This is a genomic window from Microcoleus sp. A006_D1, from assembly GCF_036702805.1.
GTDB lineage: Bacteria > Cyanobacteriota > Cyanobacteriia > Cyanobacteriales > Microcoleaceae > Microcoleus.
In genome coordinates, this window is the sequence record NZ_JAUBVZ010000019.1 from 91,733 (window position 1) to 112,050 (window position 20,318).

Annotated in this window: 16 protein-coding genes, 1 tRNA gene and 1 pseudogene; 14 read left to right on the forward strand and 4 right to left on the reverse strand. The window is 46.5% G+C overall.

The window, feature by feature from the left end; translation table 11 throughout:
* The first annotated feature begins 45 nt into the window (after positions 1-45).
* The 14 genes from QUB68_RS25605 to QUB68_RS25670 all read left to right on the forward strand — a co-directional run bounded on the left by QUB68_RS25605 (position 46) and on the right by QUB68_RS25670 (position 15,552).
* Positions 46-429: a hypothetical protein gene (locus tag QUB68_RS25605; protein ID WP_332997728.1), complete on the forward strand. Its 384-nt coding sequence runs from the start codon at positions 46-48 to the stop codon at positions 427-429.
* Positions 422-799, forward strand: a complete 378-nt coding sequence (locus tag QUB68_RS25610; protein ID WP_332997730.1) for a hypothetical protein — start codon at positions 422-424, stop codon at positions 797-799. The genes QUB68_RS25605 and QUB68_RS25610 overlap by 8 nt, the downstream gene beginning before the upstream one ends.
* A 36-nt stretch (positions 800-835) precedes the next feature.
* Positions 836-994 (forward strand): hypothetical protein, encoded by a 159-nt coding sequence (locus QUB68_RS25615; RefSeq protein WP_332997731.1) that lies wholly within the window; start codon positions 836-838, stop codon positions 992-994.
* A gap of 3 nt (positions 995-997) precedes the next feature.
* Positions 998-1,207: a hypothetical protein gene (locus tag QUB68_RS25620; protein ID WP_332997732.1), complete on the forward strand. Its 210-nt coding sequence runs from the start codon at positions 998-1,000 to the stop codon at positions 1,205-1,207.
* 320 nt (positions 1,208-1,527) lie between these two features.
* Complete coding sequence (locus QUB68_RS25625; protein WP_332997733.1) at positions 1,528-1,929, forward strand: fasciclin domain-containing protein; 402 nt, start codon at positions 1,528-1,530, stop codon at positions 1,927-1,929.
* 203 nt (positions 1,930-2,132) lie between these two features.
* A complete protein-coding gene (locus QUB68_RS25630) occupies positions 2,133-6,953 on the forward strand; it encodes a PAS domain S-box protein (RefSeq protein ID WP_332997735.1) in 4,821 nt (1,606 codons plus the stop codon).
* Between the two features lie 311 nt (positions 6,954-7,264).
* Positions 7,265-7,492: a hypothetical protein gene (locus tag QUB68_RS25635; RefSeq protein ID WP_332997736.1), complete on the forward strand. Its 228-nt coding sequence runs from the start codon at positions 7,265-7,267 to the stop codon at positions 7,490-7,492.
* Positions 7,493-7,700: 208 nt separating this feature from the next.
* Positions 7,701-8,786 carry an amino acid ABC transporter substrate-binding protein gene (locus QUB68_RS25640; RefSeq protein WP_332997737.1) on the forward strand — a complete coding sequence of 362 codons (1,086 nt, stop codon included), beginning with the start codon at positions 7,701-7,703 and terminating at the stop codon, positions 8,784-8,786.
* Between the two features lie 235 nt (positions 8,787-9,021).
* Positions 9,022-10,236 (forward strand): amino acid ABC transporter permease, encoded by a 1,215-nt coding sequence (locus QUB68_RS25645; RefSeq protein ID WP_332997738.1) that lies wholly within the window; start codon positions 9,022-9,024, stop codon positions 10,234-10,236.
* 87 nt (positions 10,237-10,323) lie between these two features.
* Positions 10,324-10,953 carry a hypothetical protein gene (locus QUB68_RS25650; RefSeq protein WP_332997739.1) on the forward strand — a complete coding sequence of 210 codons (630 nt, stop codon included), beginning with the start codon at positions 10,324-10,326 and terminating at the stop codon, positions 10,951-10,953.
* A 3-nt stretch (positions 10,954-10,956) separates the two neighbouring features.
* Complete coding sequence (locus QUB68_RS25655; protein WP_332997741.1) at positions 10,957-12,153, forward strand: amino acid ABC transporter permease; 1,197 nt, start codon at positions 10,957-10,959, stop codon at positions 12,151-12,153.
* Positions 12,154-12,392: 239 nt separating this feature from the next.
* Positions 12,393-13,145 carry an amino acid ABC transporter ATP-binding protein gene (locus tag QUB68_RS25660; RefSeq protein ID WP_332997742.1) on the forward strand — a complete coding sequence of 251 codons (753 nt, stop codon included), beginning with the start codon at positions 12,393-12,395 and terminating at the stop codon, positions 13,143-13,145.
* A gap of 142 nt (positions 13,146-13,287) precedes the next feature.
* Positions 13,288-15,348 (forward strand): excinuclease ABC subunit UvrC, encoded by a 2,061-nt coding sequence (uvrC, locus tag QUB68_RS25665; RefSeq protein WP_332997743.1) that lies wholly within the window; start codon positions 13,288-13,290, stop codon positions 15,346-15,348.
* Between the two features lie 133 nt (positions 15,349-15,481).
* A tRNA-Gly gene (locus tag QUB68_RS25670) sits at positions 15,482-15,552 on the forward strand.
* A 197-nt stretch (positions 15,553-15,749) separates the two neighbouring features.
* Here QUB68_RS25670 and QUB68_RS25675 read toward each other — a convergent pair.
* The 4 genes and pseudogenes from QUB68_RS25675 to QUB68_RS25690 all read right to left on the reverse strand — a co-directional run.
* Positions 15,750-16,043, reverse strand: a complete 294-nt coding sequence (locus tag QUB68_RS25675; protein WP_332997744.1) for a flagellar alpha dynein — start codon at positions 16,041-16,043, stop codon at positions 15,750-15,752.
* A 32-nt stretch (positions 16,044-16,075) separates the two neighbouring features.
* Positions 16,076-16,423, reverse strand: a complete 348-nt coding sequence (locus QUB68_RS25680; protein WP_332997745.1) for a hypothetical protein — start codon at positions 16,421-16,423, stop codon at positions 16,076-16,078.
* Between the two features lie 203 nt (positions 16,424-16,626).
* Entirely contained in the window at positions 16,627-19,305 is a 2,679-nt protein-coding gene (locus QUB68_RS25685) for a DUF5906 domain-containing protein (protein ID WP_332997746.1), read from the reverse strand.
* A gap of 614 nt (positions 19,306-19,919) precedes the next feature.
* A pseudogene (locus tag QUB68_RS25690) lies at positions 19,920-20,318 on the reverse strand (hypothetical protein); the annotation flags it as partial.

The window sequence follows — 20,318 nt, forward strand, 5'->3', positions numbered from 1 at the left end:
CCCTATTTGCTTTGGCGGGCGGTGCGCGCTTCGGATTCTCCAACTGTGCTAAACTTTAATCAGGAATGGTTGGTGAGGAAACTTGCGTGCCGAGTCAGGGAGTTGGAGGAAATGGAACTGCATCTGAAGAGAGGAGACTTAACCGGGATGACACGCCAAGAAGTCGATGACTTTTTGCGCGGACAGGGTGCAGAAGCAAAGATTACTAGAGATGGCTATATTCAATATAAATTTCTTGATAAGTCAACAGTAATGATACGTCCTAACGGTGAAGCGATCAGAACGCCAGCGCCGAAATACGGTTCAGATGGCAGAAATATCAACAAAGGTTTGCGTCTAGATCGAGATGGTAGTTTATTGCGGACGCGAGATGAATTCGGCAATTTCATTCCGGATACTCACAATACGGGAGAAAAGTTAAATGAGTGATTGGAAGGACGACTATAACTTACTTGGCTTGGGTGGCTTGACCTCTTTAGTCACAAATGTCAAGGTATCTTTGTGGGGAAACGAAGTATTAATCGAATGTGTCTACAATCCTGAAGAAAGATTGCCTTATGCGCTGGCATTCAAAGACTGCCGCGATATCAGTTGGACTGTACACGATGAAGAGGAAGTCGGGGAACTGGAAGCTGAATTTTTCGGGATTTGTTTGGGCGAATCGTCTCACCGCAAGCCTGCTGTCCTGACTACAGACATTTTTGAGATTTCAATTGTATACGGCAGTTTTAGCATTCACAAGGGAGAAAGCCTAAATTCTGAAATAGCAGATTTAGAAACAAAGGTTTTGGTGTCATAAGCGCCAGCAGTCTTGTATAAAAAGTGAGGAATTAATATGCCGGATGACTACAACTTGCTTAATTTAGGTGAATTGACATCCCTCGTAACCAATGTCAATGTCTCTTTGTGGGGAAATGAAATTTTATTTGAATGTATTTACGATCCTACAGGCGATCGATTGCCTTACTCTTTAGTTTTCCAAGACTGTCGATAAATCATGTGGGAAGTACATGACGAAGAAGAGGTAAAAGAGCCTGAAGCTGATTTTATTGGAATTCATTTGGGTGAAGACGCGCACCGAAAAGCAGCTTTAATCCATACGGATATTTTTGAAGTTTCAATTCTGTATGGCAGTTTCAGTATTCACAAGGGACAGGATGTAAATTCAGAAGTAGGAGAATTAGAAACAAAGGTTTTGGTGTCATAACCGCAAGCAGTCTTGTAGCAATTTAAAAGTACCGCGCGGTTAAAGTGCAAATACGTTAGTAATATTGTGTCTGTAAAATAACTATTATGAGGTTTGTCGTTCGGACTTCAGTCCGCAAAAAAGAGAGGACTGAAGTCCGAACGATCAAACCTTTTCCAACCAGGTTCGTAGTGAGGACTTTAGTCCGCATAAAAATCCGAGGACTGAAGTCCGAACGATCAAACGAATTACCAATTTTTTAACAAACACAGTAGGTATTGTTGCCCGCATCAGTTTACGATACTTAATATAACTTTTTATCCCAAACGAGGTAGAACAAAATGCCTGATATTGTTGATATTGCCGTAGGTGCAGGTTCATTCCAAACCCTGGTAACGGCGGTGCAAGTAGCTAATTTAGTAGACGCGCTCAAAAGTCCGGGCCCTTTCACTGTCTTTGCACCCACTGATGATGCTTTTGCGAAATTGCCACCGGGAACTATCACTACCCTAGTGCAGAATGTTCCCCAACTTGCTAGGATTTTGATGTTTCACGTCGTCTCTGGCAAGTTTATGAAGGCTGATTTGGCAAAACTCGGTTTTGTTACTTCCTTGGAAGGTTCGCCGATTAAAATTGATTGTTCTGACGGTTTTGAGGTGAAAAATGCTACTGTTGTCGCGGCAGATATCGAAGCTGACAACGGCGTCATCCATGTGATCGATAACGTGATTTTAATGGGATAATTTCGCCTTCAAACCTCGCTGCTGGAGCGAAGCAGGTGCCTTGCGGTGTCGCTTCGCTCCCGATCGCGCTTTGGTTTTTTAGCAATTAAAGGTAATATAAATATAAAAAAGTTGTCTTTTCGCCGGATGTATTTTAAGATGATTGTTTAAAAAACTTTGAAAATGAATAATTATAATATAAGCAAACCAGTGTGGTGAGCACTATGCAAATCCTAGCCGCCAGCCTCAAGGCCAAAGTCCGCCAGCGTACCTTGGAACTGCAAGTTCTCAATGAACTTACTGGACAAGTACAAATCGCTCTGAGTGCTGATGAAATTTGGTCTGCGTGTCTGGTACATCTGGCGCGCCTGATTCCTGGGGAGACGATCCTCTTCGTTGGCGCAGCCCCCGTAGGGGCGGGCTTCGCTAACGCACTTTTAACTCTACCAGAAAATACAATACACCTGCAACAACAGTCACAGCCCTTAACAACCCGCGCCAGAGCTGAAATTGAAGCACGCTTACAAACAGCCCGCGTGGAATGGCTGGCGGGAAATCGGGATTGGGCGCACAACATGGCTTCGCCACCAATTGCTCAGTTTAAGTCGGTATTGATGGCACCGGCTAACCCGGATCAAAGTGAAGAATTATTAGGAGTATTTTTTGTCGGTGCAGAGCAGGCATCTGCTTTTAATTTTGAACACCTTTGTTTGCTGCATACTGCTGCTCAAATCTGTGCTAATTCGCTAGCCACCTTAGCAGCTCAAGAGACCGATGTCAAGGGGGAAACTGAAAGAATGCCACTATCCGATGCGGATGGTAATGTATTTGCAGTTTTGGGTATTTCTCGCGAGATTGCTCAATTGCAGGCCACAGATGAAGCCAGGAATCAAAGCCAAGCTAAACTGCAAAAAATTACTGCTAGTGTACCGGGCACGGTATATCAAGTTGATTTGCATCCAGATGGCTCAATGGCCTTCTCGTTTGTGAGTGCGGGCTGCCGAGAATTGTATGAAATAGAACCGGAGGCGGCTCAGCAGGATATTAATGTAATTGTTGACATGATTCATCCCGAAGATCGAGATAATTTTGTTAACTCGGTGCGGCTTGCTGCTGAAAATTTGCAGCCTTGGCGGTGGGAGGGTAGAATTGTCACTCCGTCGGGAAAACTTAAATGGATTCAAGGGCATTCGCAGCCGGAAATGCTCGGATCGGGGGAAGTAGTTTATTATGGCTTGTTCACGGATATTAGCGATCGCAAACAAGCAGAGTTAAAACTGCAACTTTATCAGGAAATATTTTTAAAGTCCCATGATGCGATCGCCATTTTAGACCCCCAAGGCGATTATTTGGAAACAAATCAAGCTCACACGGCTTTGCTGGGTTACAGTCCATCGAAATTGTGGGGTAAAACCCCTGCAACTCATATGGGAGAACAAGCATTTGCGTCGGTGCTGCAAAGCTTGGCCGAAACAGGGAGTTATCGAGGCGAAATGACCTGTGTTAAGGCTTTGCAAGGGGGAATAGTTGAGGCGGAAGTTTCCGCTTTTGCGGTTCTCAACGATGCTGGGGATGTGGTTTGTTTCGTCAGTGTCAAAAGGGATATCACCGATCGCAAGCGAGCTGAGGAAAAACTTAAACTTTATCGAGAAATATTTCTCAACTCCAATGATGCGATTGTTACTATCGATGCTGACGGCTTTTTCCTCGAACAAAATCGCGCCCATCAATCGCTGCTAGAATACACCGACGCGGAATTAGAAGCAGAAGCGCCGCCGCTGGTGGCGGGGGAACGCTTTTCGGCAATTGCCAAAAGTTTAGGGAAAACTGGCACTTTTCGGGGCGAAATTACTAACTGTACTAAAAAAGGTCGCACTTTGGCGATCGATGTTGCAGCCTACTCTGTAATCAACAACAGTGGCGATGTAATTTGTCACGTCTGCGTTAAGCGCGACATTACCGAACGAAAAAAAGGAGAAGAAGAACGGCAAAAATTTGTATCGTTGATTGAAAACAGCAGCGATTTTATCGGTATGGCTACTCTTGAAGGCCAAACGCTGTTTGTCAACGAAGCCGGACGAAAAATGGTCGGGATAGAGAAGATTTCGGAAGTGCTTTATACGGAAATATGGGATTATATTGGTCAAACTTTTAAACAGGAATTTAGTCAAAAGATTTTGCCAAAAATCATCCGTCATGGCCAGTGGCAAGGAGAAGGTAAATTGCAGCACTTGCGCAGCGGCAAATCCATTGATGTGGTGATGAATGCTTTTATGGTCAAACACCCTCAAAATAATGAACCGCTGTGTTTTGCTGCGGTAATTCGCGATGTCACCGAACGCAAGCAAGCTGAGAGAATGCTGCGGGAACAAGCAGAGCGGGAACGGTTGGTTTCGGCGATCGCCCAGCGAGTCCGGCAGTCCCTGAACCTCACTCAAACTCTGAGCACGGCTGTACAAGAAGTGCGGCAGTTGCTGGCGACGGATCGCACGGTAATTTATCGCTTCGATGCTGATGAAACAGGGATTGTTGTTGTGGAATCTGTAGGGGATGATTGGATGCCGATGCTGGGCAGAAAACTTCAGGAAAAATCGTTTGGGGAAAGTTATATATCGATGTACCGCGCTGGAAAAATTCAAGCAATTGAAGATATTTATACGGCTAGTTTGAGCGAAATACACCTAAATTTACTTGTGAGTTTGCAGGTAAGGGCTAATTTAGTTGTACCAATTTTTATCGGCGATGAAAGTCAGGAGTTTGCCACAGAATATTCGCCGGAAACTCCTAGAATTGGGTCGCAAATCGAGAGTTTGGAACCGAGTCAAAATCGGTTGTGGGGATTGCTGGTTGCCCACCAGTGCAGCGGCCCGCGCGCTTGGACTGATTCTGAGGTGGATTTGCTGGGAAGGTTGAGCGTGCAGTTGGCGATCGCCATTCAGCAATCTACTTTGTTTGAGCAAGCGCAGCAAGCCCGAGAAGTCGCCCTGGAAGCGTCTCGAATGAAGTCCCTATTTTTAGCAAATATGAGTCACGAAATCCGCACTCCGATGAATGGAGTGATGGGGATGACTGATTTGCTGCTGAAAACAAATCTTACTCCCGAACAGCTAGACTTTGTGCAGACGCTGAAACTCAGCAGCCAAAATTTGCTGTGCATCATTAACGATATTCTCGACCTCTCCAAACTGGAAGCAGGAGAAATGCGCTTAGAAACGATGGAATTTGACCTCAGTATCTGTCTGGATGAAGTGCTGGATTTGTTGGCAACTCCCGCACAAACCAAAGGTATAGAATTGGTGGCGCTGATTGACAGAGACGTGCCGCTGCAAATTAGAGGCGATGCCGCGCGCTTGCGGCAAATCCTGACTAATTTGATCAACAATGCGATTAAGTTTACGGAAGCAGGAGAAGTAGTGATTGAGGTTTCTACTGGCAGGAATCCGGGGTGGTTGGCAGCCAGCGACAACCAGAAAGTTTTAGAGAAAATTCAACCGTTAAAACTCGGCAGCAATCGCTCGCTGTTCCTGCTGTTTAAAGTCACAGATACAGGAATCGGGATTTCGGCAGAAGACCAAGGAAAGCTGTTTCAATCTTTTACTCAAGTGGATGCTTCTACGACGAGAAAGTACGGCGGCACAGGTTTGGGTCTGGCTATTTCTAAGCAGTTGGTGGAGCTGCTAGGGGGTCAAATCGGTGTGGAAAGTACCCCTGGTAAAGGTTCGACTTTTTGGTTCACCGTGCCGGTTGTTAAGGAAAATTTAACTGCGACAGGGACAGCGTGCGAAGTGAATTTGCAAACGGTGCTGGCGGGCAGGAAAATGTTAGTTGCTAGCGATAAGCCGACAGTCCGAAAAGTGCTGCTGAGAATGGCTGTTTTGTGGGGAATGGAAGTTGAGGAGGTTGAGAATGGTTGGATGGCGATCGCATCTCTGTACAAAGCTGTCAGCGTTAGTTGCCCTTACGATATTGTTTTAGTTGATATTCAGTTGCCGGAAATGGTGGCGGGAAGTCTGGAACGCTTGAGGGTTTCTGAGCCGGCAATGCAGCAGACAAAGTGGGTGGTGCTAACTTCAATTACTCAGATATCGGAGGCGAAACGCTTGGTAGATAGCGGTTTTAGTGGCTATTTAACTAAACCTGTGAAAGCTCACCGGCTGTTTGATTGCTTGGTTGGGGCGATCGCCCCTAATGATGCAATTGATCCGCCACTAGAAAATCCACCGTCCAATCGAGCCTCAGCTATTGACAATCGGGAGTTAGCGAGTTTAAAGATTTTGTTGGTTGAAGATACTCCGATCAATCAAAAAGTTGGTCTGAATCAACTCAAAGTTTTGGGATGCGCGGCGGATGTGGCAAATAACGGCGCAGAGGCGCTATCTATGCTGGCGATCAAAAAGTATGACATTGTGTTGATGGACTGTCAGATGCCGATTTTGGACGGTTACGAAGCTACGTTGGAATTGCGCCGCATGGAAGCGACAGGCGCTGCTGCTGGCAAGATGGAACCGGATCGAAAGACGGTGGTGATTGCGATGACGGCGAATGCTTTGAAGGGCGATCGGGAAAAGTGTCTGGCGGCGGGTATGGACGATTATATTAGCAAACCTATTTCGATCGAAAAGTTAAAATCTGTACTAGAAAATTGGTCGGTACAGTTAAAAGTTGAAATTCCCAAGTTTAAGGGTGAGCAAGTCAAAAACTCTGCTCCAGATCTAGAATCAGTAGTCGATCGGGCTCGTTTGCGCGAAATTGCGGGGGCTGATTTAGAGTTTGAGCGGGAAATACTGGAAGCTTTTGTGGTGGATACTGGCGGTTATTTAGAAGCTGCTAAAAGTGCGATCGCCTCGGGAGATGTGGAGACACTGGCCCGCCGCGCGCATCAAATTAAAGGTGTCAGCGCTACGGCGGCGGTGCGGTTAATGCCCGAGATGGCTGCTGAGCTTCAAATCCTTGCCGAATCAAACGATTTGGAGGGCGCCACAAAAATCATTGCTGAATTAGAAATAGTTCTCGCGGGGGTGCAAAAGTTGGTGGCTGCTGAGTGATGATTTTTTGGGCTTTCCGGGCTTTACATACTATCGCCAATGGCTTCTGCCAACTCCGGCGATCGATAGGATGTAAAGATTCTTAACTTTTTATCAAGATATAGATCTCAATGTGACGAGATTGGGAACTCTTATAACATCTTGTGTGTTGTAGCTTTTGACACTAATATATTCAGTTATTGTGGTGAAATATAAAATAATCATTAAGTCCGTGACTCTTAAGGTGTTTTTCATCTATCGGCTGGAAACACTAAGACCAACACATCGCTCAGCTAGCCCATTAAGTGCGTATTTACGCTAAACGAGGTTTTATGACTCCAGTCATGTTACGCCAACTCTGGTCATTAATTGAGACCACCCAAGCGACTCTGTTAGTCAATTTGGATGATGACACCCTGGTACAGTGGCTGCTGAAGCAGTTAAAGACTAACTCTGCGCTGAATGGCAAAGAAACAGATTTGTTGAACGAGTACATCGAGTCTCGGCTGTCGCTAATCCGCGATTTAGCTGAGCAGCGCCTAGCACCAGAGCGGTTCTGAGCGGATAAAATCAAAATTGGATAAATATTGTAGGAAAGGTCGATCGCCCACAGCGGGCAAAAAAATCATCGGCGGGTAGTCAGTACACTTGTCAGGGTGCAGCACCGGGTTCTGAAGGGCTAATTGACGCCGCGGGCTGTTGTGCCGATCGCAACAGTTCTCGACAGCTACAAGGTAGGATCGTCAGGAAAGCGTTCTACTAAAATTTATGCGTAAATGGGGATTTCTGTTGCTGGCAAGTGTGTTGTTTGTGGCACCGCTGGCATCTTGTAGGGATCGATCGGCACAAGTCGGACAAACACCAGGCACAACTGCTGCTGAAGGCAAATCGCAGCAAGGTTCGAGCCGGATAGATACAATTGTCAGCCGCGGCAAACTGATTTGCGGCGTCAGCGGCGAATTGCCGGGTTTTAGCTTTGTAGACGAAAAAGGCAAATACTCGGGACTGGATGTGGATGTTTGCAGGGCTGTGGCGGCGGCAATATTTGACGATCCCGAAAAAGTCGAATACCGAAAGCTGAACGCCAAAGATAGATTTACAGTTTTGCAGGCCGGAGAAATCGACATTCTCAGCCGAAATACCACCTACACTGCGAGTCGCGACAGCACTACCGGACTGGAATTTGCCCCGGTAATCTTTTATGACTCTCAAAGCATCATGGTCAAAAAAGACAGCGGCATTACAAGTTTAAAAGATTTTGCGGGCAAATCTATTTGCGTGCAGACAGGTACGAGCACGGAACAAAATTTGTCCGACCAAATGCGAAAATTAGGAGTCAAATACACTCCTGTGGTGTTTGAAGATGTGAATGGTACCTTTGCTACCTATCAAGAAGGTCGCTGTCAAGGTGTTACGGCCGATCGATCGCAACTCGTCTCGAAGCGCACAACTCTACCGACTCCCGAGAATAATGTTGTTTTGCCGATCGTGATGTCAAAAGAACCGTTAGCCCCAGCGGTGAAAAGCGGCGATCCTAAATGGTCGGATGCGGTGAGATGGATCATTTTTGCGGCGATTGAAGCTGAAGATTTGGGAATTAGTTCTGCAAATATAGACCAAACTGTCGCCAGCACTACAGACCCGAACGTCAAACGTTTGTTAGGAAAAGAAGGAGACTTAGGTAAAGGTTTGGGACTGCCGAACGATTACGCTCTTCGCGTTGTTAAGAAAGTGGGGAATTACGGGGAAATGTACGATCGCAACCTCGGCCCGAAAAGTACACTTAAGTTAGACCGGGGTCAAAACAAACTCTGGAAAGATGGCGGTTTGCTTTACTCGCCGCCGTTCCGCTAATTCGATCGGGACTTATACGCGCTTCCTCTGAGAAACCGGGTTTTTACCAAAATCCTGCGTCGGAGTCACTCGTATTCAGGAAAAAACCCGGTTTCTTTAGTCTTAGGGATAGTCAGAAACCGGGTTTTTTACCAAAATCCTGCGTCAGAGTCACTCGTATTCAGCAAAAAACCCGGTTTCTTTAGTCTCGATCCGCCCAGAACTAGATTTATAATTGCGCTGAGGAATTTAAGTTATGAATACAGAACCTCAAGACAGCAAAACTCAGAAATCATCCAAATTCCAAGATATATCCACACTACTGCGGGACGATCGCTTCTGGAAAATAGCCGGACAGGCGATCGCCCTAATTTTAGTCATAGCTATCATCGCGATTTTCTGGGACAACCTCAGCGCCAATTACGCGCAACTGGGGATTGCATTTGGATTTGACTTTCTCAATTCCCAAGCATCCTTCGACATCGGCGAAAGCGTAATTCCCTACAGCCCCGAAAACAGTTATAAACAAGCTTATTTAGTCGGTTTAATCAACTCGCTGCGGGTGATGGGTTTGGGGCTGATTTTCGCAACAGTTGCGGGTTTGACTGTAGGAATTGCGCGTCTTTCCGACAATTGGCTGCTGCGTAAGTTGGCTAGCTTGTACGTAGAAATTCTGCGAAATACGCCGTTATTGCTGCAATTATTTTTCTGGTATTTTGCAGTGTTCATTTCCCTGCCAAAACTGGAAGACAACCAGCAGATGCGCGGGCCGATTTACTTGACAAATCGCGGCATTGCTGTACCTTGGCCTGCGCCTTTGCCCGGTTTTGAGATTTGGTTGATTTTGTTAACTGTCGGAGTTTTGGCGGCGGCTGGGCTGTGGATGTGGCGGGCGCGGGTGATGCTGGAAGAAGCTAAGCCGGGAAGACAGTTGTTTTGGGCGGCAGGTGCGATCGGCCTAAGTGCAATCTTAGCTGGAATTATCACCCAAAATCCACCTTTTCGTCTAGATTTCCCCCGCCTGACACCAGCATTGCAACTCGAAGGAGGATTAAAATTAACTCCAGAATTTGCAGCCTTGGTGACAGGACTCAGCTTGTATACTGGCAGTTACATTGCAGAAATTGTCCGCGCCGGAATTCAGTCAGTATCGCGAGGCCAGTGGGAAGCGGCCAAGTCTTTGGGACTGAAGTCTGGAACAATCATGCGGATGGTAATTTTGCCGCAAGCTTTGCGGGTGATTATTCCACCTTTAACCAGTCAGTATCTGAATTTAGCGAAAAATTCGAGCTTAGCCGTTGCGGTGGCTTATCCAGACGTTTACTTTGTGGTGGGCTCTCCGACGCTGAATCAGACCGGAAGGGCGATCGAAACAATGATAATTATCATGGGGACATACCTGACAATTAGTTTGATAATTTCTCTGTTCATGAATTGGTACAATCAAACCGTACAAATCAAGGAAAGGTAAAGAACAGTGGACAGTTGACAGTTGACAGTTGACAGTTGACAGCGAAGTCAAAAGTTAAGTTTATGATAATCTGGAACTAAAGTTGAAATGACTTACAGAGATTTTGACTTAAAAACAGTAACAAAAAAATTCGCTTTGACGATTGGCGATCGAATTAATCTGTTTTCTACTGTGCCAGAATTAGAACCAAGTCCCTTACTTGTAGAAATTCTCAAAGAGAACGTGCCCATTGCTTTAAGCAGCAATACTGACAAGTCTCGATCGTCCATGATTACCGCACCGATTTTAATCGAACTTAGAAAACTGTTGAACCATCAAATTGGTCTTTTTTGTGGAATAGATTTTACAGTTGATGCCGAAAAAGGATTAGCTGGAAATTGCGATTTTTTGATTAGTCGTTCTTCACACTTATTAATGCTTACCGCACCAGTAGTTGCAATCGTAGAAGCACAAAACGAAGACATTAATGCCAGCTTGGGGCCATGTGTAGCCGGAATGTTGGGAGTTAGAATATTTAACGAATGCGAAGGCAACCCAAATGCAACAATAACTTATGGGGCTGTTACTAGCGGCCAAACGTGGAGATTTTTAAGACTAAAAGAACAAGTAATTGAAATTGACTTGACTGAATATTACCTAATAGATGTCAATAAAATATTAGGAATATTAGCAAGTGCAATTCAGCCGGAAATCTCAAATCTCAAATCTCAAATCTAAAATATGGAAACAATTCCCGTATTACCGCCTCCAGCCACCGAATCGCCCACCCCTTGGAATTGGGCGCGCAAAAACTTATTCAGTACCTGGTACAACAGCATTCTGACAATAGTTTGCCTGATTGTCGCCTTCCAGACTATAAAAGGAATTATCGTTTGGGCCACAACAAAAGCTCAATGGCGAGTGTTAGAAGCCAACTTGCCGCTATTTTTCGTGGGCAGATTTCCCAGCGAATCCTACTGGCGGCTGTGGATAGTCGCAGCAATCATTGCCTTGTTGGGAGGTTTAACTTGGGGAAATATTCAGCGGGAAGAACGTCTTTGGAATCCGCCTACACTGATTTTACTCGGTACTGCCGTTGTTGGTGCAGTCATTTCGCCGATCGACCTCACCTCTCGCTTCTACCTCTTAGGAATTATTATCGCAGCCACTGCGGGGTATGTCGCCGCCCGACAAATCAATCCCAAAATCATGGGCTGGATGCCCGGAATTTGGGCTCTTTCCTTCCCGCTAATTCTGTGGCTAATTAAAGGCGGGTTAGGTTTGAGAGAAGTCTCGACAAATGACTGGGGCGGTTTAGTGCTGACGCTGTTTTTAGCGATTATTAGCATTGTGCTTTCTTTTCCCTTGGGAGTATTGCTCGCCCTCGGCAGACAAAGTTCTTTGCCAGTGGTCAAATTGCTTTCAACATTGTACATTGAAATAGTGCGCGGCTTGCCATTAATTGGTATTTTGTTTTTAGGTCAAGTGATGCTGCAATTATTCTTGCCGCCCGAATATCCCAAATTAGATAGAGTCATTCGGGCGATCGCCGGATTAACATTATTCAGTGCGGCATACTTGGCGGAAAACGTGCGCGGAGGCTTGCAGGCCGTACCCAGGGGGCAAATGGAAGCAGCAAGGTCGATCGGGCTAAACACACCCCTACTGACAATTCTGATTGTACTCCCTCAAGCGTTGCGAACTGTCATTCCGGCGATCGGCGGTCAATTCATCGGATTATTCATGGATACATCCCTACTTGCCCTATTCGGAATGTTAGAATTAATCGGCATATCCCGCGCAGTTTTAGCAAATCCATCGTATATAGGCAGGTACGCCGAAGTTTACATATTCGTCGGTCTCATTTATTGGGTATTTTGCTACTCAATGTCACAAGCCAGCCGCAAATTAGAGCGCAGCCTAGAAAAAAGTCATTAATCCGCAGTCTGTAGGGGCGGGTTTAGCTAAAAATATATGATAAAAATGACAAAAAAAATGGCAAAACCCGCCCTCTCAGTCATTAATCATTAGAATTTTGTAGGGGCGGGTTTAGCTAAGGATATATGATAAAAATGACAAAAAAAATGGCAAAACCCGCCCTCAGCAGACAATTTGCAAACACGAATATCTATCAGCGTTCATCAGCGTTCATCAGCGGTTAAAAAATAAAAAAAAATATGCAAACTCAACCCACACTCCCAGAGACAGTAATCGTAGCAGAAAACGTCCAGAAATGGTACGGACAATTTCACGTCCTGCGCGGCGTCAGCATGACCGTCAACCGAGGTGAAGTCGTCGTCGTGATGGGCCCATCGGGTTCGGGAAAATCGACGTTTATTCGCACTTTCAACGCTTTAGAGGCCTATCAGCAAGGTAAAATCACGATCGACGGAATCGAACTTTCCCACGACTTACGCAACATCGATAAAATTCGCCAAGAAGTAGGAATGGTGTTTCAGCAATTCAACCTATTTCCCCACCTATCAGTCCTGGAAAACGTCATGCTAGCGCCCGTATGGGTGCGCCGTTGGCCCAAGAAAAAAGCCGAAGAAGTAGCGATGCAACTGTTAGAAAGAGTAGGAATTTTGGAACAAGCAAAAAAATATCCCGGACAGTTGTCTGGGGGACAGCAGCAGCGGGTAGCTATTGCACGTTCCCTAGCAATGCAGCCGAAAATCATGCTATTTGACGAACCGACATCAGCATTAGACCCGGAAATGGTGCGGGAAGTTTTAGATGTCATGAAAAATTTGGCTAAAACTGGAATTACCATGGTAGTAGTGACTCACGAAGTCGGGTTTGCGCGCGAAGTTGCCGATCGCATTGTATTGATGGATGGCGGCGTTTTAGTTGAAGAAGCCGGGCCGGAAGAGTTTTTTCAGAATCCAAAAGAAGAACGCACGCGCAAGTTTTTGTCTCAGATATTGTAGGGATTGGGCATTGGGAATTGGGCATCGGGCATTGGGCATTGGGAATTGGGCATTGGGAATTGGGCATCGGGCATTGGGCATTGGGCATTGGAAATAACAAATAACAAGTAACAAATAACAAATAACAAAGAACAAATAACTAATGATCCAAAAAACTCTGCCGCTAGTTAAAGACTCAGAACGCCTAGAAAGCCGCCTCAAAGAAATTCCGGCAGTTCCCGGTGTATATTTAATGCGCGATGAGAGCGATCGCATCCTGTACATCGGCAAATCCAAAAAACTCCGAAACCGCGTCCGTTCCTACTTCCGCGAAAGCCAAAATCTCAGTCCCCGCATCGCGATGATGGTGCAGCAAGTGCGAGAAATAGAATTCATCGCCACCGACACAGAAGCTGAAGCTTTGGCCTTAGAAGCAAACCTAGTAAAACAGCACCAACCTTACTTTAATGTCCTCCTCAAAGATGATAAAAAATACCCTTATTTGTGCATAACTTGGTCAGAGAAATACCCGCGCATTTTCATCACCCGCAAACGCCGCGCGGGTAATGCCAAAGACCGCTACTACGGCCCCTACGTCGATACAGGCGCGCTGCGGAGTACGCTACATTTAATTAAGCGGATTTTCCCCCTGCGCCAGCGCCCTCAACCGCTGTTTAAAGACCGTCCCTGCTTGAATTATGATATCGGGCGCTGCGTCGGCGTTTGTCAAGGGTTAATGTCTGCGGAAGATTACCAAAAAATTATCCAAAAAGTGGCGATGATTTTCCAGGGAAGGACTCAGGAATTGCTGGACATTCTGGAACCGCAAATGGAACAAGCAGCCGAAGATTTGAACTTTGAAACAGCGGCTAGGATTCGCGACCAAATTAAAGGTTTGCAGTCTTTGAGTGCTGGTCAAAAAGTGTCTTTACCAGACGATACCGTTTCCAGAGATGCGATCGCCCTTGCAGCAGATACCCAGCACGCTTGCGTTCAATTGTTCCAAATTCGCGCCGGTCAATTAGTGGGCAGATTGGGATTTATAGCTGATGTGCCTGTATCCCCAACCCCTCTGTTGCAAGGAGATGGGAGTGAAAATAGTTCGCCTTCTTCCCAGGAATCACGAATAGGGAAATGGGAATTTCAATGCGGCGTGGAACCGGGAGCAATTTTGCAGCGGGTGTTGGAGGAACATTATCAAAATGTCGAATCTGTAGAAATTCCCAGCGAAATTTCTGTGCAGTACGACTTACCAGAAGGGGAAATATTAGCAGATTGGTTGAGCAACCGCAAGGGGCGAAAAGTGACGATTTTGACGCCGCAGCGGCAAACTAAGGCAGAGTTGATCGAGATGGTGGAACGCAACGCTGAGTATGAATTGGCGAGAATGCAAAGATTGGGCGATCGCAATTCTCAAGCCATGCAAGATTTAGCAGAAATTATGGATTTACCAGAAGTTCCGCACCGCATTGAAGGTTACGATATTTCTCATATTCAAGGTTCGGACGCCGTAGCTTCCCGCGTCGTATTTATTGACGGTTTGCCCGCCAACCAACACTATCGCCATTACAAAATTAAAAATCCTGAAATTAAGTCTGGTCATTCTGATGACTTTGCTAGTTTAGCAGAAGTTATTGGCAGACGATTCCGAGATAAAAAAGAAGAAGGAAGTTCGGCAACGGATTGTGTAACGGATTTAACGGATAGAAGAAATAAGGAAAAAGAATTTAGCGATTTAGGAAAACAGACAGAAATGGGAAGTTTCTCTACGGTTTCCCCTCCTATTGTTGACAAACCTGACTTAATTATGATAGATGGTGGGAAGGGTCAATTGTCAGCAGTTGTGGAAGTTTTGCGGGAGATGAATTTGCTAGATGAGTTGCGGGTTGTGAGTTTGGCGAAGCAGCGAGAGGAGATATTTTTGCCGGGGGAATCTTTGCCGCTGCCCACTAATTCTGAGCAGCCTGGTGTACAGTTATTGCGTCGGGTGCGGGATGAGGCGCACAGGTTTGCTGTGAGTTTTCACCGGGATCAAAGAAGTCAGAGAATGAAGCGATCGCGCTTAGATGACATTCCGGGGTTGGGACACCACCGACAAAAACTGTTGTTAGCGCATTTTCGGTCGATCGACTATCTGCGTTTAGCGACTCCCGAACAGTTGGCTGAAGTTTCTGGGATTGGCCCGCGTCTGGCGCAGCAAATTTACGATTATTTCCATCCGTAAAGCCTTTGTAGCCTGGAAGAGGCGATCGGGCTACAAGCCCCGATTCAGCCACTTTCAGGGAGGTGTTCAAAAATTTTGCACAGACCTATTGCAATTCTCCACAGCTTGTGGTAACTTTAGGTTCTGTGTGTGTGCGGGCATAGTTTAGTGGTAAAACTTTAGCCTTCCAAGCTAACTATGCGGGTTCGATTCCCGCTGCCCGCTTACGAATATATGAGCCTCAAACCAACGAAAAATCAACGGTTTGAGGCTTTTTATTGCCCAAAATACGGGTGATAAGCGGGCTGGATTGACTAGAAATTGACTACGAAATGACTACGAAACAACCAAATTGAGTATCAAATGACTACGAAATGACTACGGTGTTTTGGGGCTAGTCAGGCTCTACCCCCTGACAAACCCTAGGGAACTGTTTCACTACTCCACAACAGGGAGAGCAACTCTACAACTGTGTCCATATCTGCCAAGTCCGCCTTAGACTTTTTGCGCCGCGCTTTTAACTGGTTGAGCAAGTCGGCCGGTTCTGGAAATTCTGCGACGGTCGGAGCTGAGTTTTTATTGGCTTCCCGATCGCGCTGCGCTTCCTTGAGTTCTTGCTCCAGCATCTGCACCTTCAACACCAAATCGCCGTTGCGCTCGTGTAACTGATTCAGTTCCGCATCCCATTCTGTAAGTTGCTTGTTGGCCGCTTTCAATTCCTGCCTGAGCGATTCATCGTTGCCCTCGCTCAGGCTCTCAATTTTCCCAGCCGTTCCTCCATCTGGGTAAAACGCTCCGATAGTTGAGTTTCAATCTCAGTTAAGCGTTCAGCTAGTTCGACATCTGGTATGGTACTTGGTATGTTGTCTGGTATGGCACTTGGTATGGTACTTAGTATGTTGTCTGGTATGGTACGTGGTATGGTGTCTGGTGTGGTATCTGATATCCCGAAAAATTGTGCTAGCGCTCTATTCACTGCCGCCGAATACATCGGGCCCTTCTTAGATTCCATGCCGTTAGCGGTACAGAATTCAATCAGCGCATCCTCTACAGCCTTGTCGAGGTATACGGCTATATGTTTCTTGTCTGTTGCCATAGTCTGTTACTTTGTTATTGGTATGATACCTTTATAACATACTAATTGTCTAGTAACACACCTATAAGATAAACAACATACTTAGTAACACACTATTAGTTATTCGTATGTTACTAAGTATGTTACTGTAATAGTTTAGTGATAGGCTAGTAACATACTCAAGGAAGTTACCCAAACTTATAGGTAACTCCCACTGCCAGCGCTTACGTGGTCTCGACTGCGGTCATCTTGAGTTTGCCAATACGGGCATTCTCTTCTTTCGTTAGCGCCGTCTTTACCTGTCCCCGCAGTTCCGCGTCGTCTCCGATCGCCTGCTGCACGTCCGCCCAAGTTTTAGCCGCTTTTACTTTTGCGACTGCTTCAGTCAATTTCGACAGCTTTTGCAGCTCATCTTGGGTGAGTAAATTTAGCAAATTGCAAATTCTGACAAAAGGTATGAATTCATCGCAAGGATAGCAAGGTTGGCTCTGGGTAAGCCTTTCATCGCCAGTACCATCGCAAGTCACTTGACTTGACACTTGCGATGAAACCCTTTCTACGTAAGAACCTTGCGATACTTGCGATGAATTTACACTTTGTTCGGAATTTGTGAACTTCAACCCAGAAATGAATTTGTTACCGTAACGCTCCTGAGTATCGACCCGTCGCTCAATCTTGGGAAATAGCTCCTTTAAGCGCACGTACAAGTCTTGAGATTTCTTGACCGGCTTGTCGTAGACCGATTCACCCTCCCACGATTTCTTGGATGTTTTGCCAGAGTCATCAACGGTCAGCCACCCGTTTTCTAGATACCATTTCTCCAACACCTTGTAGAGGTCGCCGATATAAACCTTGCCGGCCGGATCGGATTCCAGTCCCACCTCACGAGCAAACTGCCACAGGTGTCGGCTTTCTTCTTGAGCCTCCCGCATCGCCTCACGGGTTGCCTTGTAGTCAATTCCCTCAGCCAGCAACAGCGGCATCCGCTCCAACATTTTGTTAAGCATCGCCGGCGCAATTCGTTCAAGTATGAAGTCCGGGTCATCCTTAAAGCGCGGGTCAGCTTCCAATTCTCCCTGTGACGCATCAGCACCACGCTTGTAGGTTTTCTTGAAACTTAGGATGCCGTAGCGGTCATCAATAGCGGCTGTTCCCCCGGTGATGGACGGCAACTTATTGCAGTTGGCTAAAAAGATAGCTGTCGGCTTGTACTCGTAACTATCCTTACCCTTGCGCTCAATTTCTATCGGGTCGCCGGTAATAAACTGCTTGAGACTTTGGATGATGTCGAGACTCAGGTTTGCAGCATTCTCAGAAGCCCAATTACAAACAGCGCCCTCAATGGTTGCCAGTGCAAATTTCCGCCCGCCGTCGTAGGACTTGAAATCTGAAAGCGACTTACCAGCCATGCCTTGACCAAAGACAGCGCTCAACACAGCTCGCAGCGTATCCTTGCCGTTAGACCCCTCGCCGTAGCACAACAAGCCTTTGACTCCCCTGCCAGTCAACTTTGAGCGAACCAATCGCAAGTTCAAACCAGCAGCGGCCGTCCTGAGAAAAATCTCCCGTTGAGATTCCTCAAGACACTCTAAAAGGCGATCGCAATCCGTAGGGTCAGCACCAGGGTCATACTTACCACCAACATAGGTATAGACCTGTTTTGGGCTGTGAGGAACTAGGACGTGAGAACCATCGGGATTAATTCGCACCACACCGTTAGAACAGTTCAAGCCATCAGGATTTACTTTGTTTGGGTCAATCGCCGTTCGACCAACAACCCAGTTGATAATTTCAGCCACATTACTTGACTTCGCTCGGTTGTAGACATAGCGGCCTTTGACATTTTCTGAGTAAGTGTTCAGCCAGTTGCCAATACGTCGTTTTTCCTCAGCTTCCGACTGAAGCTCGTAATGCGTTCCTACAAAGCGATACAACTGACCGCCGATAGATACCCAGTGTGTGCCAGTGTAGAGCGATGCCTCTGCTTTTTGTACGAAATTTTGCTCTGCAACTGGTGCTGTATCTGGAATATAGCCCTTTTCATCACTGTCATACTTCTGGCATACTACATCTTCACGTGTGCGGGGGCGAGGAGTAATAGAATTTATTAAGTCTTTGGCACTGAGATTTTTGTCTTTAACCCAGTCGGCGATATCCAAACCTTGACTCTTAGGTAAGTTGTCCCACGCTGGTGAGTCTGGGTAGGGGTAAAGCCATTGAGCGTCTGGGAAGTCTTGGGCAATTTGTTCGGCGTGCTTGATTCCTGGTTCGTCGCGATCGGGAGAAATAATAGTAGCGGCGCCGCTTAAATCTTGACTGTCAGTTGGCCGCCATTTTCCAGAGCCGCCGATGTTGCAGGTAGCGGCCAAACCTAAAGACCACAGCAAGTCAGCGCACGGCTCGCCCTCGACTATAAAGACGAGTTGATTTTGGGCGATCGCCTTTTGCACGTCCTGGTGACGGTAAACAGGGATATTGGCGCGGTCAATATTACCGAGCCCTGGAACCCACCTGCTACCTTCCCAGTGCTGCTGAGTAATTTTTCTGTTACTGTTGCCGTCGTCAACTCGCTTGACTCGGACTAACCGCGAACCGTCACGCGCCGGATATTCCCAGTAACGAGTTTGTGCGGGGCGAGTTTCCTTTTGCTCTTGAATCGGTGCGTAGTAAAGCATCCCGTTGTCGTCAGTTTTTGTGGTAGCCGTCCACCCTTCCGCCGGGGGATTCTCGCGGTTACACACTGACAGTTCGCCGATGCGGTAGCAATAGTCGGGCTTGCCACAGTGTGGGCAAGGATTTTCTTTGGAAACGGAGACTAAGCCAGAGGTTGCTAATCGCCCGTTAACAGAAGTATAATTGTCGTGCATGAAAGCTAGCCTGCTTAACAGCAGGGTGGTTTGCAAAAAACCGTTCTTCGTTGTCGTCAAACTAGAGAGAGCGGTTTTTTGTTGTTTATAGTAATTTTGAGCAATTTAAAAAATTGACGACTTGCTCTGTCGCCTATCCTTGATTGCAGCTAGAGGATTAGGTCGTAAATTTGGAGGCAGGAAGATGATTGCTATCAGTGGCTCCCGTTCTATTCCTTGCCATAAGCACTTACCTTACTCCCACTCATCGACCACAGACTTTGGATTCATTTGGGAAAGTGCGTATCTCAGATTCTACCAGCTACATAAAGGAAATAGGCTGCACACCTTAGAGAGTGTAAACACACCCCTAGGGCTGTGCCTTAGTACGTCGCACTGAAGCCCTCTCGCAGCCTACGTTTTTAGCTTTGAACGGGCAATTGCAGCATAGTAGTTGTTTTCTCGAACCTGTGATATTTTCTGGGACTTGTGAACTGCTTGTCAGAGTATTTTGCAAGCACTGTCAGAGGTCAGCGGTTGCACAGCGTGGACAATAACGAAATTCTACGAGTTTGCTAGCAGTTACAAGGTGCTTTTCTAGTGGTATGTACCAGGGTTGTTCATTACGGAAACCCAATGGGTTTCCTGCAATGCAGCACGTATGCTGAGTATCACTCCCCAGTAAGTCGCCGATACTCAGCCTCAGCAGCCTTGTACTTCTCTGAGCCACCTTTGCTGACTTGCCAGATTTCGCTGATGATTTTACCCTTGCCGTAGCCGCGAGCCTGCAATTGCAGAATCCGTTCTCGGAGTTCATCGTCATCGTTCTCGGCTAGCTGAACGTTCTCCGACTCGTCTTCTTCAGCATCTAGTGCTAGAGCGCGTTCTAGGAGTTCTCTATCACCATTGGACGCGATAAGTAGTTCTGCCTCGTTCCGTCGCTGCTGTTCCGACACGTAAACCGATGTACTGATTTCGTCCACCAAGTCAGCAGCCACGGCGGCATCTTTCATAGCCTCGAATTCCTCAGCTTTGGCTAGTTTCAGGGCACAGCGTCGCGCTTCAAAACA